The organism is Dyadobacter sp. CY351 (assembly GCF_021502625.1).
GTDB lineage: Bacteria > Bacteroidota > Bacteroidia > Cytophagales > Spirosomataceae > Dyadobacter > Dyadobacter chenhuakuii.
This window is the reverse complement of sequence record NZ_JAKFFU010000002.1, coordinates 125,530-149,761: the sequence shown is the minus strand read 5'-3', so window position 1 is coordinate 149,761 and position 24,232 is coordinate 125,530. Positions and strand designations below refer to the sequence as shown.

The following is a 24,232-nucleotide window of genomic DNA, read 5'->3' as shown; positions in this document are numbered from 1 at the left end:
CAGCTATTTTTTCTACGTTACCAGTTATCTTAAAAGTGTGCTATTCAAGCCATACTATTTGCGTAAACGCGCCATTAGCAGCCACATCCCAAACTTCCACGCGCACCCATTTCCTGTTTTTCAAATTTTTGGCAAATGTAAATGACTTCTCTCCAAATGCTTCCGTATCATTCAAATTGATCACATCGTGAAAAACCTCTTTTCCATCCCCGGAAATCACTTCCGCCCGGTTCAATGGAAATGTCCATTTGGCATTTAATTTAATCTCAACATTCCCTTTCGCATCGACTTTCGTTGTTTCTCCGGATGTGGCATTATTTACTGTAAACTTCGGCAAAAGCACTTCTCCCGTCGAGACAAAGAACTTGCCTTTTTCCATTGCATCCAGTAAAGGTTGCCAGCCATCTTCAAATTGCGGCATATGATCGAGCTGCATATAATTCACATTCAAATGACCATACAATTCATAATTTGGCTCAATTCGGAACAGATCTGCCTCGGCGATCACATATTTTTTCTGTCCCCAATTGGCCATATCGTCCATCAGGTCGAGGACGCGTTTGCCTAATTTTGGCTGGGATAAATCCGCCGGCATTGCCTTCCAGGCGGCACCCAGGAATCGGTCCGACTTGTAAAAAGCTTCATCTTTATATTTGTCAGGAAAGCCGGTTGAGCCTTTTGTTCTTGCATGGGCAGTCCAGGCGAGGCCTTTTTCCAGTTCCAGCAGCCTTAACATTTCTTCCTTATTGCCTATGCGGTAAAGCTTTCCATATTCCGCGCTTTCTTCAACAAATGGCTGGTTTTTCTCCCGCGACATGAGCCAGTAAACAGGTTTTGGGAAAATATTCATCCAATGTCCACCAAAGAAATTGTTCGGCTCCTCACCGGGCAGAAGCAGGAAATTACCATCCGAAAGCCGCTTGCATTCTTCAAACATCATTTTCAATTCGGGCCAGCGCTTCGCTTCGGGTCCGCGTGGACTTCCCGGGCCGTGAAATTCTCCAAGATGAACAATGTTAACGCCTGTGTTGCGGAATGCTTTTACGAAACCGGGCATTTCCGGCATGGGCCTCCGCGTAAGCACCTCATCCACATGCTCCTGGTGAAAGTGGCTGGACATGGTGTAATAGCCGGGCAGCGGTTCATAAGTATCATTATGCGTGAACGCTTTGACCTTTTCGAGCACTTTTCCATCCTTTTCAGCACTCAGTAGGCAGAAGAAATTATATCGCTGCTGTGTTTTGGGGGGCGCATTGAACCATGGAACCCAGCGGCGGTCGCCCAGTAAGTCATGCCTCAGGCCTATGCCAAATCCCGGAAACTGGTTCCGATAATTGTTTCCATACCAAATGTGTTCGAGGTTATAAGCATTGTCCAGCGGGTAAAAAAACTGGTGCGGCGCTGGAAAAACAGCCAGACTGCCTTCTTTTCCTTCTCCGATAATGGTGCGATATTTTACGGCCATCATATTCACTGTGTCCATCCTGTCAACGGCCCTGCTCCTGACATTGTTCTCAGTATCCGACCAAAACAATTTTTCCCAGGGCGTCTGCTGGCTCACCAATCCCGCATCATAAACCACCGCCAGCGAATCCACATCGGTGGCCATGACAGCCGCAACATTCATTAGCGGACTGCCATTGTAAAGGGTAAAATTGTATGAACCCGAAAATGGCCCTGCCATGGCGCCAGAGACAATAATCTCGGTCTGAGAACCCGAGGAAACGACCTTCACGCCCGTTTTATCCAGCTTAACCGGATAAGTTTTGTAAGGCAGATAAGCCGTTTTGTCAAAGAAAATATTCCAGCCGTTCTGCGAAACAAGATCACGTTTGCCAACCGTCAGGATGACGGCCGGATCCAGGTTTTTAACAATGGTTTTGTAGGCATTGTTTTTGCCCATCAACAGGCCGTTGATAATGGGCTGTCCTTTGCTAAGATCAATGATAATTTTCCCGGATTCCGCATTGCCTGCGGGCCATTCTATGTGCAGCAAATTGCCTTCATTCGTTACTTTCACTCCTTTCTTTTTATCGAAACCAGCCAAATCAACAGGGATTTGAGCATGAGCACATAGGTTGGAAAAGACAAAAAGGAACAACAGGACTTTACGCATAAGGCAAAATTTTAAGAGAACATTTTTTTATAAAAGGCCAAACCTTCCTCGGCCAGTTCATCGGCACTATTAGCAAGCGGACGCCAGATGCAAGCGGCACGCGCAAGCTCCTTGGAAGGCTGACCGAAAGTTTCAATCACAACAGCACCGTCATAGCCGATCCCGACCAATGCATCCCGGATCTCCTCCCATTCCAAATGTCCGGTCCCAGGCGTCCCACGATCACTTTCATTACCCTGGACATGGCATAGCAAGTCCTTCCCGATCTTCCTTACCGAAGCAGGAATGTCTTTTTCTTCAATGTTGGAATGGAATGTATCCAGAACGATTTTGAGGTTCGGGCTCGCCACTTCCTGCACAATGGAAAGTGCCTGATCAACCGTGTTGACCATGTCTGTCTCAAAGCGGTTAAGCGGCTCCAAACCAACGACAACGCCATGATCCGCAGCAATTTGTCCAATCTCAACGAGTGTTTCAATGCACCAGGCACGTTCCTGTTTTTTCTGCTCATCCGAAACGATCCTCGTCTTCCCGACAGCGGAATAAACCGGCCCTCCGAAGATGGGGCTGCCTACATTTTGTGCAATTTTAATGCAGTCGATAATGTATTGTTTCCCCAGCTGCCGATGCAATGGCTCGGTGCTGGAAATGTCCCGCTCCGGCCCGAAAGCGCCGCTGATCGTAATTTTCAAATCCAGGTCGCGTGCGACGGTTTTTATCAATTCCCAATCAATAATGTCTGTTGCTTCCACGGCTATTTCAATAATGTCATAGCCCATGTTTTTAACCTTGGTAAGGAGGTTAATGTTCTGCGTTGAGAATGGGGAAACCCATATAAATGTGCTTGCTCCGAATAGCATTGGAGGAATGTTAGTAGTGAGTATTGAATGTGAGGCGTTACGCCTCGAAGCTCGGCACATTGACCCTTATGCCGCCATTCATGGCAGATTCATGGGCGCATATGCCTGCGCAAGTGTAATTCGCTGCTAATGCTGCGTCAACCGCAGAATCGCGGCCTTCAACGATGGCGGCTACAAATTCCTGCACCAAATGCGGGTGCGATCCCCCGTGGCCTGCACCCTGGAGGAAGGAAACGTGGTTTGGATCGTCTATTTTTTCACGTTTTGTGAAATGTTTGATTGGTTCGATCAAAAGTTCGTCTGTATCGGGCACATCAATGCGTTTTGCATTTTCGCCGCCATCGAAGATGATGTGGCTTTCATCTTGCAATTGCTCCCATTCAAAGGACATTTTGGTGCCGTAAACGTCATAACTCTCACGATATTGACGTACAACGTCAAACAATGAGCGCGTTGCTTCTGCAACTACGTCGGAATTTTTTAGCGTAAATGTTGCTGTTTCCACTGCAAACGGCGACCCGTAACGACTTGCCAGATCTTCGCTTAACCGGCCTGATCCGTGGCATACAACGGTTTCGGCAATGGTGTTGTTGATTTTTAAGAGCGGGGAAATGGCGTGGGTGCCGTTCAGCATGGGTGGGTAACCCTTCCAATATTCGCCCCAGCCTTCCATGCTCATATCCTGGATGTGGGATCCGCGGACAAACTGAATACGACCTAGTTCACCCGTTTCAGCCAGTTTCAACCCATATAAAAATTCACGCGTGTAAAGGGCGGTTTCCATCATCATATACACCTTTCCGGAGCGGCGCTTCGCTTCGACAATCGCTGTGCAATCTTCCACGGTCATGGCCATAGGGATGGTGCACGCGGTGTGTTTTCCTGCATTTAGCGATGCCAATGTCATTTTCGCGTGCTCGGGAACAGGTGTTACTACGTGGATGGCATCTACATCTTTCCGCTTAGGAACATCTTCAAAATGTTCGAAAACCAGATTTGGGTCGAGATTGAATTTGGCAGTCAGTTCGTCACGGGTTTCTTTGCTGCGCGTACAAATTCCTACGGCTTTAATGTTAGGGTGACTTTGGTAAATGGGGATAAATTCTTTTCCAAAACCCATTCCAACGATAACGACTGTGATTTGCTTCTGACTCATTTTTGTTTTGTTTAGTTGTCTGTATTTTACTATGCCTCTTTGTCTTTGTCTCTATCTCTATCTCTCTATCTCTCTATCTCTCTATCTCTCTATCTCTCTATCTCTCTATCTCTCTATCTCTCTATCCCCAGGTTGAAACCTGGGGCTATAAATAAATTGTCCCGATGGGACTGTAATAAGTGCCTTTGGATTTGGGCCCTAGGAGATAATAGCCGTCCCATCGGGACTATCTATATTGTTCCTCCGGGTTTCAACGCTGAAAAATCCAGTTAGCAAGTCCCATCGGGACGATCCATATCATGGCCCCGGGTTTCAACCCTGAAAAAACCAGTTAGCAGGTCCCATCGGGACGATCCATATCATGACCCCGGGTTTCAACCCGGGAAAACCAGTTAGCAAGTCCCATCGGGACAATCCATATCATGGCCCCGGGTTTTAACCCGGGGAAAACTAGTTAGCAGCCCACTGAACAGCATTCCGCAAAATAGTCTGATATGGTGCTATGGTGTGTGATGCCGCATCATGGCCCAGGGCAATCCCTACAATCCTTCCTTTGGGATATTTCACAATGAATATGCTTGGAAAAACTTTCTCCGAACCGGCCGCTTTCGCAGTTGCCAGAACTTCGATCGGCGATCCTGATTCATCCGGAATCTGGTTATATAGCTCGTCGTCCAGATGAAATGTTTCGGGCACATTCTTCGTCACCGGGTGCTTTTTGGTTATTGTCACATCAAACGGGCCATATTTATCATGCCCTTTTGAGCCGCCGCCTACCAGCTTCTGATTGTATTCAGGCCAGTCTTTCCAGTTGTACCAAAGCGCAGGATGCGCAAGGACCAGGCCTTTACCTGCATCTACAAATGCAAATATTGCTTTCCTCGTCGCATCATCAGCGATGGGCTGGTTATTGGCCAGAAGAAGCACGTCAATGTCTTTTAGTTTTGGTAAAATAGTGGTCGGGTCACTGGTATATTCGACCGTTGCCAAGCCATCTTTTTGCAGCGTTTCTACGTCTGTGCCCTTATACCATTTATCAAAATCGTGAGAAGAACCACCGCCGACCATTAAAACGCGGATGGCTTTTTTACCGGTTTTATCAATGCTATTGTCTGCATATGCCACTGAAAAAGCCAGCAGCAGGATCCATGTTAATGCAGTTTTGAAAATTGAATTTGTCATTTGAAGAAAATTAAAAGTTTAGCTTCTGGGCTTAATAGGCATTTTAAATTATTTAACTACCCGCAAAATACCGTTCATTCCGCGCCAGTGGCCCGGGAATGTGCATACGTAAGTGTAGTTGCCGGGCTCATTAGGGACCGTAAATTCCAATGTGACCGTTTCGCCCGAGTTGACGAGCCTGGTTGCGAATAAAACTTCTGGAACTTTCGGAACATACTGCTTCTCAGCAGCTTTTGGGTCGCGCAGCATTTCGTCTGCTGCCTGACCGACTTTTTGCAATGTCCCAGGCTTGATAATGACCAGGTTATGCTGCATTCCATCCGGGTTTTCCAGGTTGATCACCACTTTTTGACCGGCTTTCACCGTAAGCTGCTTTTTGTCAAACTGCATAATTTCCTTTTCAACTTTCAGCTCGATCACCGTCGCATTGGATGATTTTGTATTGCTGGCAGTTGTCGTTTTTTCGCGCTCCATAGCCGCTGCATTTTCTTCCGACGGACGATTCAGTTCCAGAGATGCCTTTTGGAAATTGCCTGCAAAGCCAAATTTGCCTTCATACGAACCAATCTTGTCTTCGCCTTCCATATCCTCGCCAGTGCGGACGGAGTTGCTGAGCGGCGTAGCAAAAAGCATATGCGCCTTGCCTTTTGCAGCTTCTTTGCCGTCGATAGCAATGGTAATGTCTCCCGTTTTGGTCAAACTGGCCACAACATCGAATTTTTCAGGGAGCGGCTCAGTGGTTGCTGCCTGACTTATCATACCATGCTGTTTGACCGCCATAATCAACTTGCCATCCTGAATGTACAATGCATAACCTCCATCTTTTCCACCTTGTCCGGCGATAAAACCTTGCAATGCTTTGTCTTTTGCTTTGGTGACACTGGCTTTAATGGTAATTTCCTTTCCGGATACATCAGGCGGATATTGCAACGTATTGCGACGGCCCAACGGATATACTTCCTTTGCAAGCGCTTTTGTAACCTGCCCGGCAAACGCCGATTTCCCGGATTGCTTTTCCGAAGCAGCTAAAAATCCTTTTTCATGGCTAATAGCGGCTGCCAACAATGCTTTGGACAACCATGGGTCTTTTGCGTTTTGTTCGTCCAATGCCGCCTGATAAACTGCTTCACCTACTTTTTCCGAAGCCGGCAATGTGATCAGAGCAACAAAAACACTTAAACGTGTATTCAGATTGGCATCTTTCATGCCTTTTTGAAGCATTTCAAAACTTTGTTCATTTTTTGGCAAAACACTTGCTGCTGCCTTGCGAACGCCCGCAGCCGGGTGTGTTAATGCTCTGTTTACAACCTGCAATGCTTCTGCATTAGAACCGTCCAAGACACCCAGGCCATGTAATGTCCATAATGCATGGACGGCTGGGCTGTTCAGTCCAATCTCGTCTACTTTCGGGTTGTTGATGATTTTATACAAATCAGGAACAACAGACAGTTTTTTGGACTCTACCAAAAGCCGCTGAGCCGTCATGCGCCAGAACATGTTGTCATTTTCCAACGCGGCTATAAGGCCAGGCAGGTCATCCTTTGACAACTTCATAGGAGGCGTTTTCCTGGCGTTTTTATAAACAACCCGGTAAATCCGACCGTGATTCAGGTCGCGCATGGGGCTGCTGAATGCATTTCCGGGGCCTGGGGGCTGTTCTTTGGAGGGCATAATAAATTCTGCGGGTGACTGCGCAGGCACGAACACATTGTGCTGAATAATGAAGTTGTACCAGTCTGCAATCCAAACCGCTCCATCCGGACCTGTTTCCGCCTGCACCGGACCAAACCATTCGTCGGAACTAGCCATAAAATTCCAGCCGTCTTTTTCCTTAAAACCAGCCCCATCCGGTTCCAGAATGGCTTTATGCACGATACGAATGGTGGGTTCGGAAACAAATGCAATGCGGTTCCAGTATTCTTTTGGGAAATTTCTGGCCGTGTAAAAGCGGTGGCCGGCAGCGGAAGTAAACCCGCCTACCACATCCACCTGCCTCAAATTTGGCGTAAGCGAATGCGCATCATAATGTCCGTCAATTTTTTGAACGGATAAAAGAGCAGGCTGATCGTCGCCGATGGTGCGCTGCATATACTGGCCGGGAATGGAATAATAAGCGCTATGCGTGTTATTGGCGGTCGAAAGAAATACATTGTTATCTTCCGTCATACCCAGGCCCCAGGTGTTGTTGCTGCTGCTCCCAAGGTAGGCAAACTCCTTTCCATCCGGTTTGAAATGGTAAACACCGTGTGAAAAATTCATTTTCTTGCCATCGATGGTGCCTTTGAAGCCCGAATAACCCAGCACGCCCCAGATCTTATTGTCAAATCCGTATTGCAGATTGGACGGTCCTGCGTGCGTATCATTCTTGCCCCAGCCTGTCATGATTACGTCCCGCACGTCGGCAACGTCATCGCCATTGGTGTCTTTCATGAAAACAAAATCCGGCGCCATGGAAACGATGATCCCGCCATTGGAGAAAACCATGCTGGTCGGAATGTTCAGCTTATCTGCGAAAACGGTGAATTTATCGGCTTTGCCATCGCCGTTGGTGTCTTCACAGATCTTGATTCGATCATTGGCCGCGCCGTCTGTTTCTTTGAATGTGTTGGGATAATCCACCGATTCTACGACCCATAGCCTGCCTCGCTCATCCCAGGCCATGGCAATGGGGTTGGTAATATCGGGTTCGGCCGCAAAAAGTTGTATTTCAAAATCAGCCGGGATCTGAGTCAATTTATTCGATTCCGATGGCGACAGTGATTCCTGCATTTTCGGAACGACATGCCTCTTGGTATAATGAGAAATGGTATCCGACTGGTAAATGTCTACATCCGGCAATTTCAAGGCAGCAATTTCCGCCTTCACTTTATCGCCTACTGCCCACATGACACCATTTCTTACTAGATCCAAAAATCCTCTGTTGGTCCAGGTGCTGTCTTCATGACCATAAGCCGTGTAAAAAACGCGGCCTTTACCTTCGTTGCGCACCCATGTATAAGGCTCATGCACATTACCTTCGACGCGCTCACCGAGCACAGTCTTATCAGGATTCAGGTTTTTGTGAACATAGGTTTCATCCCAGGTCTCAAAATCCGTAATGCCCTGCATGACCGGATGATCGGGTTTTAAAATCGTATTTTTAAAACTGCCTACCTTATGAGAAGCAAACTGGCCGCCGATTGTTTTGATATACCAGCTCGAATTCTTGAAACAGCCCGAAGCCGAGTGCAGCGGAATGAGACCCTTGCCGCCTTCGACAAAGGCCTTCATTGCACTTTCCTGTGACGGCGACAGTGAATCGTGATTGGCGTAAATGATCAGCCCGTCGTATTTTTTCAGGTTGTCGGCGTTGATGTCGTTCAGATCCGCTGTGTAAGTCATGTTGATCCCGCTTTTGAATAATTTCACGGAGAGCCAGGGCGCATATTTTCCCGAATCGTGGTGCTTGCTATTATGACCCAGAAACAGCACTTCTGCCCTGCGGCCTTGCGAAACACTCGTTTTTGTACCGGAAGAACCCATTTTGCTCTTGGCGCACCCTAACACAAATAACCCGATCAGCAATACTAAGCTGTACTTCTTCATTAATACGCTATTTAAATTCACTTGGAGTCTGTTATTTAAATTCCACCTTTTGAACCGGTGAAAAAATCATGTCTTCTACATCCTTGATCTTCACACCGACTCTTGCAAAAACATATTTCTGGGTCGGCACAAGGGCAGGAATTTCGGTCGCTATGGTGATTGCATTCAAATTTTTGACGTCTGCCCCTGCTATATCCGTTACGCCCACATTGGTTGAGCGCGACACGAATTCTGTTTTATTAATAAAAAGAGAAACCTGTTCAATGGCCTTGGCGTCGGCGCCGTTAATGATCTTTTCCAGCTTCAATGTGGCTGTGACCTTGTTTTCAGCCCCTGCAAACTGAGGCGTGCGGATCATATAGTAGGGCATCACTTCGAGGTCCAGCTGCTGATTACCTTCCAGTGTTACAAACAATGTGTCTTTGGCGGCAGCATCTTTTTCCAGCGTCTTGAAAGGCCCTCTTCCCTTTGGTACAACCAATTTATATTTACCATTAAAAAGCAAAGCGGAGAATGAACCGTTCTGATCGACCTGCGTATCGATCGCCGCAAGCTTGCCGAAGCCCGGCTGCCAGAGTTGCAGCCTTACCTGGTTGTATTCCACGGCGATAGGCTCTCCATTATAGACGATCCGGCCGGATAAAGTTGATTTCGGCTCTGTAAAATTGTCCTTTGCGCATGCTGAAATAAGGAAAAGCAATGCCAGGAATGGTATAAATTGAGATCTGATTTTCATAATAGCTGATCTTTTTGAATGTGATGGCCTAGTGATTTGGGTTCCGTATGATCTTCGGATTGTTGTTGACGACCTCGTCTGTGATCAGCGAATAGTAATTCCCTAACTGGAAGCGGTCAGCACCGGTTACACGGCTCAATTTCACAGGTTTATAAATCCATTTACCATTATTAGGCGATCCTGGCTCATACACTTTGTAAGGCCATAATGCCCAGGGCTGTGTGTTTCTTTTGGTCGCTTTTCCCAGGTCTTTGGAAAGGTCTGCCGCGCTGATCGCGTTGCCGTCCATAACAATGTGGGCAATTCTCCAGCGCTGGATATCGAAATGATAATGTCCTTCAAAAGCCAGCTCCACGCGGCGTTCATGCGCGATGCGGTCGAATGTAATGTCTCCGGCCACGAGTGGTTTTACCAATCCGGCACGGGCACGCACCTGGTTCATATATCCGGCTGCTACGGCGGGTTGTTTTAGTTCAAATGCGGCCTCAGCAGCGTTCAAAAGCACTTCGGCATATCGGTAACGGATAAACCAAACTTCACTGTTAACCCCGCGCTGCCCTGATCCTACAACCGGATCCAGATATTTACGCAGATAAAATCCTGTTTGCGCAGTGAATTCAAAACCATCGATCGGGCCATCGAATCCTACAACTTGTTCAGGGACCGATTTGCCTGGCAATGTCTTTTGGGCTCCGCGGTCGTCGCCGCTTACGATGGAGCCGTTTCCTAGCTGGAAGCCAGCCCAAATGTCTACGGTGCGGCCTTTGAATGTGGTTCCGGGCAGCATAACCGTTCCGGCAAGCCTTGCGTCACGACCCTCGAATATGTCGGTTTGATTGGCATAATAAATAGGAGCGCCGGCTGCATTGGTGGTTGGAATGCGGGCAAATGTGTTGTCCAGCTTTTCAAATGACTCCACAAAATTCAATGATGGATTAATTCTTCCACCCTCCTCTTCCTCAGCACCATAGCGAGGCTGGTTAGAGCCGGTGAAATAATGCACTTTACCACTTTGCAGTTTGTAATCGTCTACAAAAATGGCCTCCGAATTGTTTGCTTTATCATAAAATATACTTGAAAAATTTTCCGAGAGATCAGGCTTTTTGTTGTAGAGCGCATACGCACCCACGCTTCCGCTGATAATCTCCTTCGCTGCGGCCAACGCTTTGGTATAATAACCTACGGCCAGATTTGCAGGAATTCCCACCTCACCGCCAGGCAAAGAAACCGAAGGCGTATTCACACCATACCTCGCCAGCGAACCGGCATACAATGCTGCACGGGCCTGCATGGCCAATGCAGCTGCCTGCGTAGCCCTTGACTTTTCACCGGCATTGGCAGGAAGTTTGGCTTTTATTTCCTCCGCCTCTTTAATTACAAAATCATAGATTTCCGACTCCTTGGCCCTCGCGTGTTGCAGGTAAGTAGGATCTCCGCTGAAATCATAAGTCATCGGTTCCAGGATCAATGGAACACCGCCCATGCGTTTTACCAGCTCGAAATAATAGGAAGCACGCAGAAATCGTGCTTCTGCCAGAAAGCGGTCTTTGGCTGCGGGAGAAAGTTTCTCTGCTGCTTCGCATTTTTGGATGAATAAATTCATCTCCCGGATGTAACCGTAATCCCAGATCGACCAAGTGTTCAAATCCCAGCCGCTGTTTTGGAATTCCTTGTAACGACCTGATTCCGACCAGAATGCTTCATTGAAATCTGCTAGACGCGTCCATCCGGTAAGGGCATCCAGGCCAGGTCGCTCAAAATCGCGAAAGTTGCCCAGATCGACATAACGGTTGTACAAGTTTCCAAGTAAGGAAAGCACCTGGCCTTCATCGCCCCAGACCTGTTCTTCGGTCAGAATGTTTGTTGGCGGCCGGTTCAGGAATTCATCATCATTACAGCCCCAGCTCAGCAATAGCAATACAAATACTGGTATATAAAATATCTTTTTCATCGCGAAATACGGTTTTATTAGATTGAAAGATTGATCCCTACGTTGACAAACTTGTTCTGCGGATATTGCAGACCGTTTTCTTCCGAGATTTCGGGATCGATGCCAAATTCTTTCAGATTGTCGATGGAGAACAAATTGTAACCATTGATGTAAATCCTGGCGCGTTGCAGTTTCACCTTTTCGAGCAATGTTTTTGGCAAAGAATAACCCAGCTCAATGGTCCTTGCGCGGATATATTTCACATTATGGATCCAGAAAGTGGAGTTTCGCTTGTAGTTGCTATGTCCGCCATCGTTGTAGCGCAATGCCGGATATTTGCCTGGGATCCACTCGCTGTTCAGGTCAAAGGGATCTGCGCGATGCCATCTGTCGAGGAATATTTTGTTCAAAGCGCCGTCGTTCTGATAAGCCCAGCGCTGCTCCCAGTTTTGATTCCAGGAATACATGGCGCCGCCTGAGAAGTCTGCGTTAAATGAAACGCCTTTCCAGGTAACCGCAAAGTTCAAACCGAAGTTAATGTTAGGCTGACCATTTGTTGTATAACCAATTGGCCTCTCGTCCAGGTTATTAATCACATTATCGCCATTGATATCCTTGTAAATCAGGTCGCCCGGCAATAATGTGCGGTTGCCTTGTTCATCAATGTTAACCGGATATTCATTGATTTGCTGCTGCGACTGAAACTGTCCAATTGTCTCATAACCCCAGTAAATATTCCTGTAACGGCCTTCCTCAGAATTCCTGTACTGGTCCCAGGAATTATTGAAAACGGGCTTATAGGAAGAGACGAATTTGGTGCGTGAGAAGGACACATTACCACCAACAGAATAGCCAATGTCGCCGGCTTTTCCATTATAAGCCAGGGCAAGTTCCCATCCGGCTTGTGAATCGCTGTTAACATTCTCATCCGGGAGGCTGTAACCCAGTTCACTTGGAACGAGCAGGTCGTACTTGCGTCCCAGAAGTCCTGTTCTCAACCGGTAGAAATAGTCAACCGAACCTGTCAGTTTGGTTCCCAGCAAAGAAAAGTCTGCACCTACGTCCGTGATTTTACTTTTAAACCAGGATATATTATTGATAATCTGTCCTTTATCACGTGACGTTACTACTGCCGTTCCACTTAAAATCGCGTTACCCTGGTTGTAATTGTAACCTGGCAAGTATGCATAAGGATCCAAAGGACGGTTGACATCATTGTTGAAAAGAATGTTATCATCTCCCAAAATCCCATAGGAAGCCCGCAGTTTAAGATCGTCCAGAATGCTTCTCGTGCCAATGATATTTTTGAAAAACTGCTCTTCTGTAATCCTCCATCCCGCAGAAGCTGATGGGAAATAACCCACCCGGCGATCCGGAGCGAACTTCCAGGAAGCATCGCGCCGAGCCGAAACTTCTACATAATATTTGCCTGCATAGTCATAATTAATCCTACCGATATACCCTATACGCGCAAGCTGATTATCCTTGTCGTCGTAAGTGTCCATCGTTGCAAAATAAACCAGGGGAAGCACATTGGTTTTGGGAACCGAGTGTACCCATTGTTCCTGATCACGCTCTTCCTGGCGTTCTGCAACAAAGGTGGCGCCGATTGTATTTTTGCCAAATGTGTTGTTGTAATTCAGCTGGCCCTGATACACATTGCGCATGATCTTTTGCGTACGCCTTTCCCGCCAGGGGTTTGTGCTTCCGCCGGTTACTTTGTAAGTGTCGTCCGTCGGGTTGTAGGTGTAGGCTTCATAAGTGTATTCGTGGCCATTCAAAACCCGGTCTCCAATGTAATAGGAATACATTCCCTTGGCAACCAAGCCTTTGATGCCCGGAATTTTGTATTCTGCTGTCATATTGGTCTGCAATACGCGCCAAATGTCCGTTTGGTAACCACCCAGTCGCTTGTTATTATAGGCCCAGTTGGTTTCATTGTGCTTAATATCATTGAGATACAATGGATTATCATTGGCATAAGGGCGTTCAAACGGACGGTTCCGCAGGATTGCAAAACGAGGCAGCCAGTAATCATCACCGCCCGGAATACCCGGCTGATCGCGGGTTTCGATCCGGCCGTTGATCTGAATGCCTACTTTCAAATTTTCCGTGATCTTGGCGTCAACATTGCTTTGCAGGTTATTCCTTGTAAATGTAAACTCACGTCCGAGGACCGAATTCTGGCTTAACCGCGTTGCCGAAATGTAGTAGGAGATTTTATCTGATCCTCCCGTCATGTTCAGGTTAACAGAGGTCAGCGGCGAATTTTTCTTTACAATGAAATCCTTCCAGTTGAAGCTCTTATAGCCCATTTCGGTGCCGGCTTTATACTTGTCGAGTTCCGCCTGGGTGATGGAGGTTTTACCATATTGGTTCATTTCCGCTTCCGCTTTTCCGTGCATCCATTGATACGAGTCATTGACTACATTCGGAAATCTCGACCAGTTTTGCCAGCCGGTGTAAGCGTCAAGGTTGATTGTATTCTTTGTTCCGTTTTTTCCTCTTTTGGTTGTAACCACCACAACACCATTCGCCGCGCGAACCCCGTAAATAGCGGCAGAAGCGTCTTTTAGCACGGTAATGCTTTCTACATCATTCGGGGAAATGTTGTTGAATTGCTTGTCGTCCTGCTGAATCCCATCGATGACAAAAAGCGGATTTCCCATATTCCTGATCTGCACCGTTGCAGCTGCTCCCGGGCGTCCGTCCGGCATCCTGAATGTTACGCCTGGTATTTTTCCGGCCAGTCCGGAACTCACCGTTGAGCCGCCATGCACGCGGTCAAGATCTTTGCTCGTAACCGTAGCTATGGCGCCGGTAAGCGACTCTTTCTTTTGCGTTCCGTAACCGACAACCACCACTTCTTCCAGCGATTTGTCATCCACTTTAAGCGCAACGTCGAATGTGCTCTGAGCACCAGTGACCAGCACTTCCTGCGATATAAAACCCACAAATGAGAAAATCAATGTTGTTTCTCCATCGGGAACGGTGATTGAGTATTTTCCTTTTTCGTCGGTCAATGTTCCGGTTTGCGTGCCTTTGAGCACCACACTCACGCCAGGCAAGCCGGCTCCCCCGTCTTCCTTAACCGTTCCTGTTATCGTTTTCTCAATAGCAGCTTCGGCTGGTTGCACAGGGGTTGGCTCAGTCCCAACCTCACCCGCCTTTTCAGGCTGATTATCAGGTCTGATGACGATCAGGTTATTCTTTGCTTTATAGTTCAGTTCCATTGGTTTCAAAAGCGCATCCAAAACGTCCGCTAGTGCGCCGTTTTGAGCCTTTATGGAAGCTTTTCTTTCTGACTGGATCAGTTTGGAACTGAACACAAACTTTACATTGGTTTGCTTTTCCAGTTGTCCAAGGATCTTTTTGATGTCCTCATTCTGGATGTCAACCGTAACCTTCTGGCTCAATGCAGATTGAGCTCTTCCATCATGTGCCCATGAAATGCCTACGAATAGACCCGCCAGGATACATTGAATGACTGTTATTCGCATGAGTGTGATGAGAAAGTCTTCAAGTCGTCGAACTTTTTTCATATTTTTGAATGAATTTGTTGGTTAAGGAGATTTATTCAACGAAATCTTCCCTTGCATCCCCTGCAAAAGCGGATGTAAAGTAATGTCAGTTACTTCGGGGAATCTTGAGATCAGTCATGCTGGAACATGGCTGGTCTTTTTTTGTGTCAAAGCGGATAGGTTATGTCATAAGCAGCAGCATTTTGGTTGAGATGTTTTCATGTATATATCCGGCAATTGTTCAATAATTATTTTCTCAATAGTAATCTGATCCTTTACTTGCAGCCATTGCCAACAATGGAAACCAGGTTATCCTTTATCTCATACTGAGCGTCCAGCGCATTGCAAATGGCGTCCAGTTTTTCTCTGAAAGGCTGCCCGATCAGTGTTGCATTTAATGTACAATCGCCCATTTTAACCTTATCATAACTGATTTGCACATTATATACAGTTTCCAGCGTTTCAAACACTTTATGAACAGGCGTCTCATCGAAGACAAAACCTTGTTTCGAAATATCCATATCCGGAACCGATCCCTTTTCCTGACCATCCAGCTTGACGATCCTGCCGCTTTCTTTTGAAAATGCAATTCTCTGATCCTGGCTGAGCGTGATTCCGGTCAGCTCAGGTTTATCTGATTCTGCGTCGATTTCTTTTTTATCCAAATTATTGATTGAAAAAACCGACACCGTCCCTGTTTTCACTTCTACCCGGATTTCCTTGTTTGCCTCCGAAGCATCAATCATGAAACTGGTCCCCAATACTTTGGTAGCCAGGCCATAGCTGTAAACCAGGAAAGGTTTTTCCTTGTTTTTGACAATTTCAAAAAAAGCTTTTCCCGTTAAAGTCACTTCCCGACGTTTCGCATTAACAGCTTCAGTATAGCTCAAATGTCCGCCTGGCTGCAAAACCACCGAACTGCCATCGGCTAGCAGGATCGTCAGCGGCTTTTGCGTATCATTATACTTTTGCACGACTTTGTCAGCAGCAACTTGCTCAGTACTCAAATATCCACTCACCCGCCCGTTGCCCTGCTTGTAGTAAAACCAGTAACTCACCGAACCGATGCTCAGTATCAATGCTGCAGATGCAGCGACCCTTATCCAGCGCCATCCTGATAGAATCCGTTTAGGCTCGGCAGCCTCTTCCACTTTTGAGGGTCCGGTTTCCTGATTATGCATCTGACTTTCCACTGCGCTCCACATTCTTACGCTTTGCTTTTCAGTAGGTTGGTCTCTGCCCGTATCTTTGGCCAGCAGGATCACATATTCGCGGGCGGCATCTATTGTGCGTTGCTTTTCCGGGTGATTTTCCAGAAAGAGCCGCCATTTTTCATTGCTATGTGCGTCCGGGCGCATCACCCACGCGACAAATTCATCGCTGCGGATCAGTTCCGTTAAGGAGTAAGGGTCATGCGTCATATCGGCGGGAATTCGTCTTTCATAAGGAAAGAGCATGGAATTCACGAAATGACCCCTCGAAAATCAAACTTTTTTAAAGAAAAATTCTAAAAAAGACCTAACAGGCAGAAGATCAGGCTGGATATCAGCAAAATCTCCCGGTTATGGCGGAGGGAAGTAAGTGCTTTGTAAATGAAATTGCGGACCGACTTTTCACTGACGCCCATAATCCCGGCTATTTCTTCAATGCTGAAATCATCAAAATAACGCAATGTTAACGCTTCAACTTGTCGCTCGGGAAGCCGGGACATCAGATTTTGCACTTGTTTTGCGCGTAATGAGGCAGACTCAATGTCGATCAGCAATGTTTCGGAGTTTCCGCCATTCGCTGGTGTTTCTGTGTCATTCAGCAATGTAATTTCCTCTGTAACCGGAAACTTGTCCTTAGCCAGGTGAATGCGCCTTCTAAGAGCCCGGTAAAGGTAAAATTTGACGGATGTTACATGATCAGTGAGGTTGCTACGCAGTCGCCATATGTCGATAAAAACATCCTGAACTGCATCTTCGACAATGGCTGAGTTTTGTGAGAGCTTGCTTCCGTAATTATAAAGCGTGCGGTGGTATTTCTCAAAAATGATTGTAAACGCCTGCTCGTCTCCTTCGCGAATCCGCTGCCACAACTGCTGGTCCGTTTTTTCCCCTATTAAGGTATCAAAATTGATCACCGCCAAGTCCGTTTTTACTAACAAGGCATAAAGCTAAATAATTATCTCTAAAATACTATTTGAAAGATTTTTAGGGCTGTGGTTGCATACAACCGGGGAGAATAAAAAAGCGCAGGACCGGGTTGTCCTGCGCTTCATATATATCTTCCAATTCCGAAATTATAATCTCGCTTTCACTTCCTGAACAAACGCAACAGGCACGCCAACCAATCGAGCAATCTCTTCCTTGTCAAAACGCCCATCTTTAAGCAGCGCTTCTGTAAAAGCATTGGTTGTTTCTAAACGGCCAAGCTCAATGCCTTCTTCCTTACCTTCCTCCCGTGAAATATAAATCACTGCTTCATCAATGCCCATAGTTGTGTATGTTTTATGTGTTAAATTGTAAACCTCCTGACTATATGAAGCCGAAAGAAACGGATCATTTAGTACGACATAAAATTTCAAAAATTTCATCAGCTTTGCAATCTTAGGCTTGGATATTTTCTCGCTGAGAAGTTTCCTGGCCAACTGGATTTTCAAGTCAAAAAGATCTTTATCACTTAGCTTTTTACTTTTTAGCGCGATCTTGACCGTCGTTAAAATATGCGCGAACACATTATCGCTTTCAGCTAGCTTTCGATCGCATTGATCCAATACTTTCAGAATGTTAAACTCAAACCGAAGTGATGTTCCAAGAAATGATTGTTCAAAGCAGCTTGGATAATAATGCTTGTTGTCATCCGTCAGGATTGCCAGTGCCGTTGTGCGCTTGCGGTATCTGTCCCAGATCCGATAGTAGTATGTGAACATTCGATCTGCAAAATGTGGGTCGGTGTAGCCTTGCACTTCAATGTGAACCAATATCCATTCCTCCTGGCCCTCTTTGGTAAAGACTTTAACAAGCTTATCAACAAATTTGCTGGAATAATGATCATTATCAGGCGGGAAAAGCTGTTCGAGCTCTTTGTCCAGATATTCAAAATCTTTGGAGAAATCAAATACGTCGTCAGCTTCGGGGAAGAAGAACCGTAAGAAATCTTCGAATGTGTCTTCCAGAATGGATTTCCAGAGAATGTCGTTTCTTTTCACAGAAATAGGGATGATTAGGACATTGATACGTCCCGTCATCCCTATGGTCACTCAAATCGTATTTTTTATTTTAGATGTCCCCTAATTCATACACTAGTTTTTCAACTGCATCGTATGAAGTTGCCGGGAAGTTGGCTATGCGGAGCTGGGAACTTTTGAATTCTCCATAACCACTTCCAATCACCATTCCTTTTTCTTTTATCTTCTTGATAATGTCTGCGGAGGGAGTTTCTACGTTGGCTACGACCACAGTCTGAGAGCGGTTTGGCACTTCTTTTACGAAGGAAGAAAAGCCGTTGGTCTTCTCAATGAAATCATAAATGAGTGCTGCCTTTTGCTCTGTTGCTTTCCTGAGTTCGCCAACGCCGATCTTATTAAAGTCCTCTGCGATTTTACCCAACAAATAAATTCCCATCACATTAGGTGTAGCAGGCGTTTCATTGTTCAGGGCGTTTTTCCAAAGCGTCGGCAGATCGTTATGAGCACCTATTGAATATTGGTTTTTGATTTGCCTTGCCTTTTCCAAACACTTCTCACTCAAAATCCAAACCCCCAGACCAGCCGGAAGCCCGAATGCTTTTTGGACAGAAAAAAAGGCAGTATCGATTAAATTATAGTCGAGATCAGGATATGGAGCGGAAGACACGATATCTACTGCGATAAACTTGTCGGGGTTCTTTTGTTTAAGCTTATGGATTTCGCTTACAGGCATCTGCACGCCCGAGCTTGTTTCGTTATGCGTTACACAGATCAATTCCGCATATTCAGGCACTTCGATTTCATCAGCTGTGAAACCTTCGCCCATCGGCTTTTCAAATTTGTGTGCATACTTATTCAATGCACTCGAATATTCACAAAACTTCTTCGAGAAGGATCCGTTAACCAGGTGGAAACTTTCCAGCTCCACACAGCTGAACAAGATCCGCTCCCACGCTTCCGATGCTGAGCCCAGGAACATGATAGCATGTGTATTAGGCACGTTAAGGAGAATACGGAGCTGGTCTACGGTAAATTTATGCAAATCACGATATTGCTGACTGCGGTGCGAAATAGATCCCAGCTGACCGCTGACAAAACTTTGTAAATGCTGCTCAAATGTAGGATACAACTGAGCCGGGCCCGGGGTAAAATAGGTTAAAGACATCGATTAATGACTGAGTTTTGATGGAAGGAAGGCTGAATGACTTGGCGGTGCCGATCAGCTGGCCGGCACCGTTGAATCTTGTTTGTTCAATCTCAATACAGCATCCGGAACCTGATCGTCCCTTCTATATCTTTTACTTCCTGAATGAATTCTTCGGTATAGTCTTTCGCAATGTCGACAATCACGTAACCAATGTGCTCGTTGGTTTTAAGATATTGCCCTGTAATGTTGATATTATTTTTACCAAAAATATGGTTCAGCTTCGCCAAAATTCCAGGAACGTTTGCGTGAATGTGCAATAACCTGTGGGAATCTTTCAGCTTCGGCAGCTGGACTTCGGGGAAGTTAACGCTTCCGTAAGAACTGCCGTTGTTCATGAATTCCAGTAGTTTGGAAGGAACAAAATGACCGATGTTTTCCTGCGCTTCCTCGGTGCTTCCACCAATATGCGGCGTCAGTATTACATTAGGCAAGCCTCTCAATTCACTTTCAAATATCTCGTCATTGGTTTTTGGCTCTTTTGGAAACACGTCCACACCTGCTCCTGCCACTTTTCCGCTCTTCACCGCATCCGCCAGCGCCTGAATGTCAACCACGTGACCGCGTGATAAATTCAGGAATATGACGCCGTTTTTCATCAGGTCAAATTCCCGCTTTCCTATCAGGTTCGTATTTTCTTTGCGGCCATCCACGTGCATGCTGATCACGTCAGAAATCGCTAAAAGCTCTTCCAATGTGTTCACTTTCCGTGCATTACCCAGAGATAATTTCTCTACCGAATCATAAAAATAGACCTCCATACCAAGCGCTTCCGCAACAACAGAAAGCTGGGTTCCAATGCTTCCGTAACCCACCATGCCTAATTTCTTACCCCGAACTTCGAAACTTCCGTTCGCCGATTTGTCCCAGATTCCCTGGTGCAGCTGATTGCTTTTGCCAACAATGTTACGGATGAGCATAATCATTTCACCCACAGCAAGTTCGACAACAGAACGCGTATTGCTATACGGAGCATTGAAAACGGCTATTCCTTTCTTCGCAGCTTCTTCCAGATCGATTTGGTTAGTCCCAATACAAAATGCGCCAATCGCCATCAAACGGTTCGCGTTGTCCAAAACGCGTTTGGTAATGTTCGTTTTAGAACGGATACCGATGATCGAAACATCTTTTATACGCTCGCAAAGCTCGTCTTCGTCCAAAGCGCCTTTTACAAACTCAACATTAAAACCTTGCTCTTCGAAAGCGCGAAGCGCCGCAGGGTGCACATTTTCAAGCAAAAGCACCTTGATCCGGCTTTTCGGATAAGACTGGCTTCTGCTCATTTTATTATCATATAAAAAGTCATCGAATGACGTTGCAATGTGATCCGCAACAGCCACAACGCGCGGACGTTCAACGTTCTCTGTAAAGGCGTAAAAACGACTCGCCAGCCCTGATGCTTTTAATTCATAGTCTGTATAACCGTCCCCGATGGCGTAAACATCGCCCGTCAGGTTCAGTGAGGAAAGCAATTTTATTTTTCCACCATCCGTCGAAAGGACATTTTCTTCATCCACTCCTGTAATGTTACCGTCTTCGTCAAACAGGAATTCATTGGCATACACATGATCGGCATGGATGCCCAATTCGGTCGCTACGGGCACAATAAACTCCTTAAAACCGCTCGAAACGATAAATATCTGATCTGCATGCTCAGTTAAAAACTGCCTGTTGCGCTGAAACGAATCCGAAACCTTTGTCCTTAAAAAAGTCACCAGTTCCTGAATATGGGAACGATTGGCCTTTAAAAGCCCGATCCGCTGGCGGAGCCCGTCAGCAAAGGACATTTCGCCATTCATGCCCTTATTCGTCAGGTCAGCTATCTTTTGAACAACCTGATCACGTTCTGGATGCCCATTTAAGGCGATCGCTGCCAATTCGTCCAGCCCTTCCACTTTTGTAAAAGTGCTGTCAAAATCAATGATAATGTACGGTGATGGATTAAGTGTTAATGTGGACATGAAAAGGGAAATAACTGAATATTAATCGGTTAAATAGAATTGGCGTTACCAGCCGCAAAATTACGAATCTCAAACATATCACACTAACAAAATAATATCTGAATCAGTTTTATCGTGAAAGAAACTCCAATGCACGCTCCTCTGACCAGTAAACGCCGTTTTTCACCCGGGCAGGCCTGAATCCGCAATGCCCGCCGTCCTGTGTCGCAACAAGACAAACATTTGCATGAGCTCTCAGTTCTTCTATCGGCAGGCTTTCGAAAGGCACGATCGGATCGTTTTTCGCATTGATAACCATGGTCGGGATTGCTATGTCTCGAATAAAGAACTTTGAACTGCATTGTTCATAATAATGGTCGGCGCCGTCGAATCCGTGTAGGGGAGCAGTGAAAATGTGATCGAAATCGTAAAGTGTCCGCACGTGCTTTTGGTTACTTATATTAATGCTGTCCGGAAAAATGGCCGCCTTCGCATTCACTTTTGGTTCTAATGTATTCAAAAAGCGGTGCATATAAACACTGTTTTCCGGCTGTATGATGGACAGGCTGCACGCGCGAAGGTCCATAGGAACGCTAAAAACCAATGCATTCTTTATTTTCGGATTTAAATGAACACCTGATTCCCCGAGATATTTAAGCGTAAGATTTCCTCCCAAACTGAATCCGAGCAAATGTACCTGCTCATAATCCTTACTTAATGCATTTTGAATGACAAGATCAAGATCCTCGGTGGCGCCGCTGTGGTAGAAACGGGCCGTTTTGTTCATTTCACCGCCGCATCCCCGAAAATTCCAGGCAAGGCAATCGAACCCGTGCTGGTTCAGCAGCCTCACCATACCCAAAATATACTGCCTTGTACTATTGCCTTCCAGGCCATGAGAAAGGATCACCAGCTTCCTCGATCCCGGGCTTTTTGCGTAAGACCAATCCAAATCCAGAAAATCTTCATCAGGAGTTACAATTCTTTCCCGGTGGTAAAATACACCCTTAATGCTGCGAAAAAGAGCAGGGTAAATGCTCTGAAAATGGCCGTTTGGGAGCCAGTAGGGCGATATTTTGGACGCAGTCTCAATCAATGGCATGCAACAAAGATTATTGAATAAACTAGAATAATTCTAAGCGTTTTTTAATTTTATCTTGCTTTTAGATATTTTCTGTATACATTTGGTTTTTAAAAATATAAGATCAATACTAATGGCAGAAGGTACAGTAAAGTTTTTCAATGACTCCAAAGGATTTGGATTCATCCAACCATCAACTGGTGAGAAGGACATTTTCGTTCACGTTTCAGGTCTTCAAGACGACATCCGTGAGAATGACAAAGTGTCTTACGACGTAGAAAATGGAAAAAAAGGTCTAAACGCTGTTAACGTTCGCGTTATCTAAGTTTAGTCATAATAAGACATTTCGAAAGCATGCTGTACTGCATGCTTTTTTTATGCCCTTTCGGTTCTTTCAGTGGAACTACCTCGCAATTTCTATCTTATACTTCTTCCCTTTCATCTTTTCTGCCGAAATCAATTGCAGCATAGCTTTGGCTCTTCCGCGTTTCACGGCCGCAAACGAAATATTATCCTTCACCTCGATTAATCCGAGATCCTGCTTTTCCAGTTTGCCCTTTTGCAGAAGGAAACCAACAATATCCATTTTATTGAGCTTGCTTTTTTTGCCGCCGCTAATGTAAATCGTCACCCAATCCGAAACCGGCGGCGCGGCCAGTTTTGCCGGAAGATCCAGAACTTTGGGCTTGCCAATGATGTAATCGGGCAACTTGTCTTCCCTATCCATTAAAATATAAGCCGTCCCCTCTGCTAGCATGCGTGCGGTGCGGCCGTTCCTATGCGTGAATTCGTCGCCTTTCATCGGTAATTCGAAGTGGATCACGTGCTTCATATCCGGAATGTCAAGCCCGCGGGCGGCCAGATCGGTTGCAGCAAGGAAAAGCACCGAACCGTTACGGAAGCGGATTAATGTCCGTTCGCGCTCTTCCTGCTCCAATTTCCCATGGAAAAACGCGCAGTCTATGCCTTCTTCTTTCAACACGGCGCTAATGCGTTCTACCGAATCCCGTTGGTTGCAGAAGATCAATGTTGATTCGGCTCCCAAATAGCTCAGTAACTTCACCAGTGTGGTCATTTTGTCCTTTTCAGCCAACACCTGAACCACTGTGAGCCCTTCGCTTTTGTTTTTATTTGTTACAAAATCAACGGTAACGGGTGCCTTAATGCTGGTAAATGCGGGAATTTTAGTGGTTGTAGCAGAAACCAAAACCTTCTTTTTTACATTCCTCAAATTCCGGACGATCTCTGACATTTCTTCCTGAAAACCCAGTTCCAGGGACTTATCAAACTCATCCAAAATAAGCGTGGAAATGTGCCTGCCGGTAAACGAGTTTCTGCGAATGTGATCCAGAATGCGGCCCGGCGTTCCCACGATCAAGGCGGGCGCTTCCACCAGGCTTCTTATCTCAGTCTGCATATCATGACCGCCATAGCAGCACGTAACCTTAAATCCGGTCGACATTTTCTTCCAAACCTGCTCGATTTGGAGCGCGAGTTCCCGCGTGGGAACGATAACCATGCATTGCACATGATCGGATTCCGGTTTCAAAATGGATGCCACCGGAAGTAAAAAAGCGAGTGTTTTTCCTGAACCAGTTGGTGCCAGCAGCACTACTTCGCTGTTTTGCTGAATCGCCTCATTGGCCTGTTGCTGCATTTCGTTCAGCGCTGTAATGCCCAGGCCAGCAAGATTTATTGTCGTATTTTCCGGATTTGTCATAGCCAAAGATAATAGTTAGCCCCGGATTA

Annotated in this window: 16 protein-coding genes; 1 reads left to right on the top strand and 15 read right to left on the bottom strand. The window is 46.1% G+C overall.

The window, feature by feature from the left end; all coding sequences use genetic code 11:
• Nucleotides 1-40: 40 nt before the first annotated feature.
• From L0660_RS02740 to L0660_RS02675, 14 genes are all read right to left on the bottom strand, one after another.
• Nucleotides 41-2,116: a hypothetical protein gene (locus tag L0660_RS02740; RefSeq protein ID WP_235157643.1), complete on the bottom strand. Its 2,076-nt coding sequence runs from the start codon at nt 2,114-2,116 to the stop codon at nt 41-43.
• An 11-nt stretch (nt 2,117-2,127) separates the two neighbouring features.
• Nucleotides 2,128-2,976 carry a sugar phosphate isomerase/epimerase gene (locus L0660_RS02735; protein ID WP_235157640.1) on the bottom strand — a complete coding sequence of 283 codons (849 nt, stop codon included), beginning with the start codon at nt 2,974-2,976 and terminating at the stop codon, nt 2,128-2,130.
• A 37-nt stretch (nt 2,977-3,013) separates the two neighbouring features.
• A complete protein-coding gene (locus L0660_RS02730; protein ID WP_235157638.1) occupies nt 3,014-4,132 on the bottom strand; it encodes a Gfo/Idh/MocA family protein in 1,119 nt (372 codons plus the stop codon).
• Between the two features lie 450 nt (nt 4,133-4,582).
• A complete protein-coding gene (locus L0660_RS02725; protein ID WP_235157636.1) occupies nt 4,583-5,314 on the bottom strand; it encodes a ThuA domain-containing protein in 732 nt (243 codons plus the stop codon).
• Between the two features lie 48 nt (nt 5,315-5,362).
• Nucleotides 5,363-8,899 carry a PVC-type heme-binding CxxCH protein gene (locus L0660_RS02720; RefSeq protein WP_235157631.1) on the bottom strand — a complete coding sequence of 1,179 codons (3,537 nt, stop codon included), beginning with the start codon at nt 8,897-8,899 and terminating at the stop codon, nt 5,363-5,365.
• A gap of 31 nt (nt 8,900-8,930) precedes the next feature.
• A complete protein-coding gene (locus L0660_RS02715; protein ID WP_233795433.1) occupies nt 8,931-9,635 on the bottom strand; it encodes a DUF3823 domain-containing protein in 705 nt (234 codons plus the stop codon).
• Nucleotides 9,636-9,663: 28 nt separating this feature from the next.
• Nucleotides 9,664-11,586, bottom strand: a complete 1,923-nt coding sequence (locus tag L0660_RS02710) for a RagB/SusD family nutrient uptake outer membrane protein (RefSeq protein WP_235157606.1) — start codon at nt 11,584-11,586, stop codon at nt 9,664-9,666.
• Between the two features lie 17 nt (nt 11,587-11,603).
• Nucleotides 11,604-15,107 carry a TonB-dependent receptor gene (locus L0660_RS02705; RefSeq protein WP_235157597.1) on the bottom strand — a complete coding sequence of 1,168 codons (3,504 nt, stop codon included), beginning with the start codon at nt 15,105-15,107 and terminating at the stop codon, nt 11,604-11,606.
• Nucleotides 15,108-15,361: 254 nt separating this feature from the next.
• Nucleotides 15,362-16,543: a FecR family protein gene (locus tag L0660_RS02700; protein WP_235157594.1), complete on the bottom strand. Its 1,182-nt coding sequence runs from the start codon at nt 16,541-16,543 to the stop codon at nt 15,362-15,364.
• 50 nt (nt 16,544-16,593) lie between these two features.
• Nucleotides 16,594-17,211 (bottom strand): RNA polymerase sigma factor, encoded by a 618-nt coding sequence (locus tag L0660_RS02695; protein WP_235157592.1) that lies wholly within the window; start codon nt 17,209-17,211, stop codon nt 16,594-16,596.
• A 159-nt stretch (nt 17,212-17,370) separates the two neighbouring features.
• Nucleotides 17,371-18,279, bottom strand: a complete 909-nt coding sequence (locus L0660_RS02690) for an Rpn family recombination-promoting nuclease/putative transposase (RefSeq protein ID WP_235157589.1) — start codon at nt 18,277-18,279, stop codon at nt 17,371-17,373.
• Nucleotides 18,280-18,349: 70 nt separating this feature from the next.
• Complete coding sequence (locus tag L0660_RS02685) at nt 18,350-19,423, bottom strand: aminotransferase class V-fold PLP-dependent enzyme (RefSeq protein ID WP_235157587.1); 1,074 nt, start codon at nt 19,421-19,423, stop codon at nt 18,350-18,352.
• A gap of 92 nt (nt 19,424-19,515) precedes the next feature.
• Nucleotides 19,516-21,423 carry a phosphoglycerate dehydrogenase gene (serA, locus tag L0660_RS02680; protein ID WP_235157586.1) on the bottom strand — a complete coding sequence of 636 codons (1,908 nt, stop codon included), beginning with the start codon at nt 21,421-21,423 and terminating at the stop codon, nt 19,516-19,518.
• A gap of 109 nt (nt 21,424-21,532) precedes the next feature.
• Nucleotides 21,533-22,504: a YheT family hydrolase gene (locus L0660_RS02675; protein ID WP_235157585.1), complete on the bottom strand. Its 972-nt coding sequence runs from the start codon at nt 22,502-22,504 to the stop codon at nt 21,533-21,535.
• Nucleotides 22,505-22,616: 112 nt separating this feature from the next.
• On the opposite strand from L0660_RS02675, the gene L0660_RS02670 reads away from it, so the two are divergent.
• Complete coding sequence (locus L0660_RS02670; RefSeq protein ID WP_026630672.1) at nt 22,617-22,808, top strand: cold-shock protein; 192 nt, start codon at nt 22,617-22,619, stop codon at nt 22,806-22,808.
• 78 nt (nt 22,809-22,886) lie between these two features.
• Here L0660_RS02670 and L0660_RS02665 read toward each other — a convergent pair whose 3' ends face one another.
• Nucleotides 22,887-24,203, bottom strand: a complete 1,317-nt coding sequence (locus L0660_RS02665; RefSeq protein ID WP_235157582.1) for a DEAD/DEAH box helicase — start codon at nt 24,201-24,203, stop codon at nt 22,887-22,889.
• Between the last annotated feature and the right edge of the window lie 29 nt (nt 24,204-24,232).

Coding starts and splice junctions, on each gene's coding strand:
- L0660_RS02700 (WP_235157594.1), bottom strand. CDS start 16,543: ATGCTCTTTCCTTATGAAAGACGAATTCCCGCCGATATGACGCATGAC.
- L0660_RS02725 (WP_235157636.1), bottom strand. CDS start 5,314: ATGACAAATTCAATTTTCAAAACTGCATTAACATGGATCCTGCTGCTG.
- L0660_RS02670 (WP_026630672.1), top strand. CDS start 22,617: ATGGCAGAAGGTACAGTAAAGTTTTTCAATGACTCCAAAGGATTTGGA.
- L0660_RS02715 (WP_233795433.1), bottom strand. CDS start 9,635: ATGAAAATCAGATCTCAATTTATACCATTCCTGGCATTGCTTTTCCTT.
- L0660_RS02735 (WP_235157640.1), bottom strand. CDS start 2,976: ATGCTATTCGGAGCAAGCACATTTATATGGGTTTCCCCATTCTCAACG.
- L0660_RS02685 (WP_235157587.1), bottom strand. CDS start 19,423: ATGTCTTTAACCTATTTTACCCCGGGCCCGGCTCAGTTGTATCCTACA.
- L0660_RS02730 (WP_235157638.1), bottom strand. CDS start 4,132: ATGAGTCAGAAGCAAATCACAGTCGTTATCGTTGGAATGGGTTTTGGA.
- L0660_RS02710 (WP_235157606.1), bottom strand. CDS start 11,586: ATGAAAAAGATATTTTATATACCAGTATTTGTATTGCTATTGCTGAGC.
- L0660_RS02705 (WP_235157597.1), bottom strand. CDS start 15,107: ATGAAAAAAGTTCGACGACTTGAAGACTTTCTCATCACACTCATGCGA.
- L0660_RS02720 (WP_235157631.1), bottom strand. CDS start 8,899: ATGAAGAAGTACAGCTTAGTATTGCTGATCGGGTTATTTGTGTTAGGG.
- L0660_RS02675 (WP_235157585.1), bottom strand. CDS start 22,504: ATGCCATTGATTGAGACTGCGTCCAAAATATCGCCCTACTGGCTCCCA.
- serA (WP_235157586.1), bottom strand. CDS start 21,423: ATGTCCACATTAACACTTAATCCATCACCGTACATTATCATTGATTTT.
- L0660_RS02740 (WP_235157643.1), bottom strand. CDS start 2,116: ATGCGTAAAGTCCTGTTGTTCCTTTTTGTCTTTTCCAACCTATGTGCT.
- L0660_RS02665 (WP_235157582.1), bottom strand. CDS start 24,203: ATGACAAATCCGGAAAATACGACAATAAATCTTGCTGGCCTGGGCATT.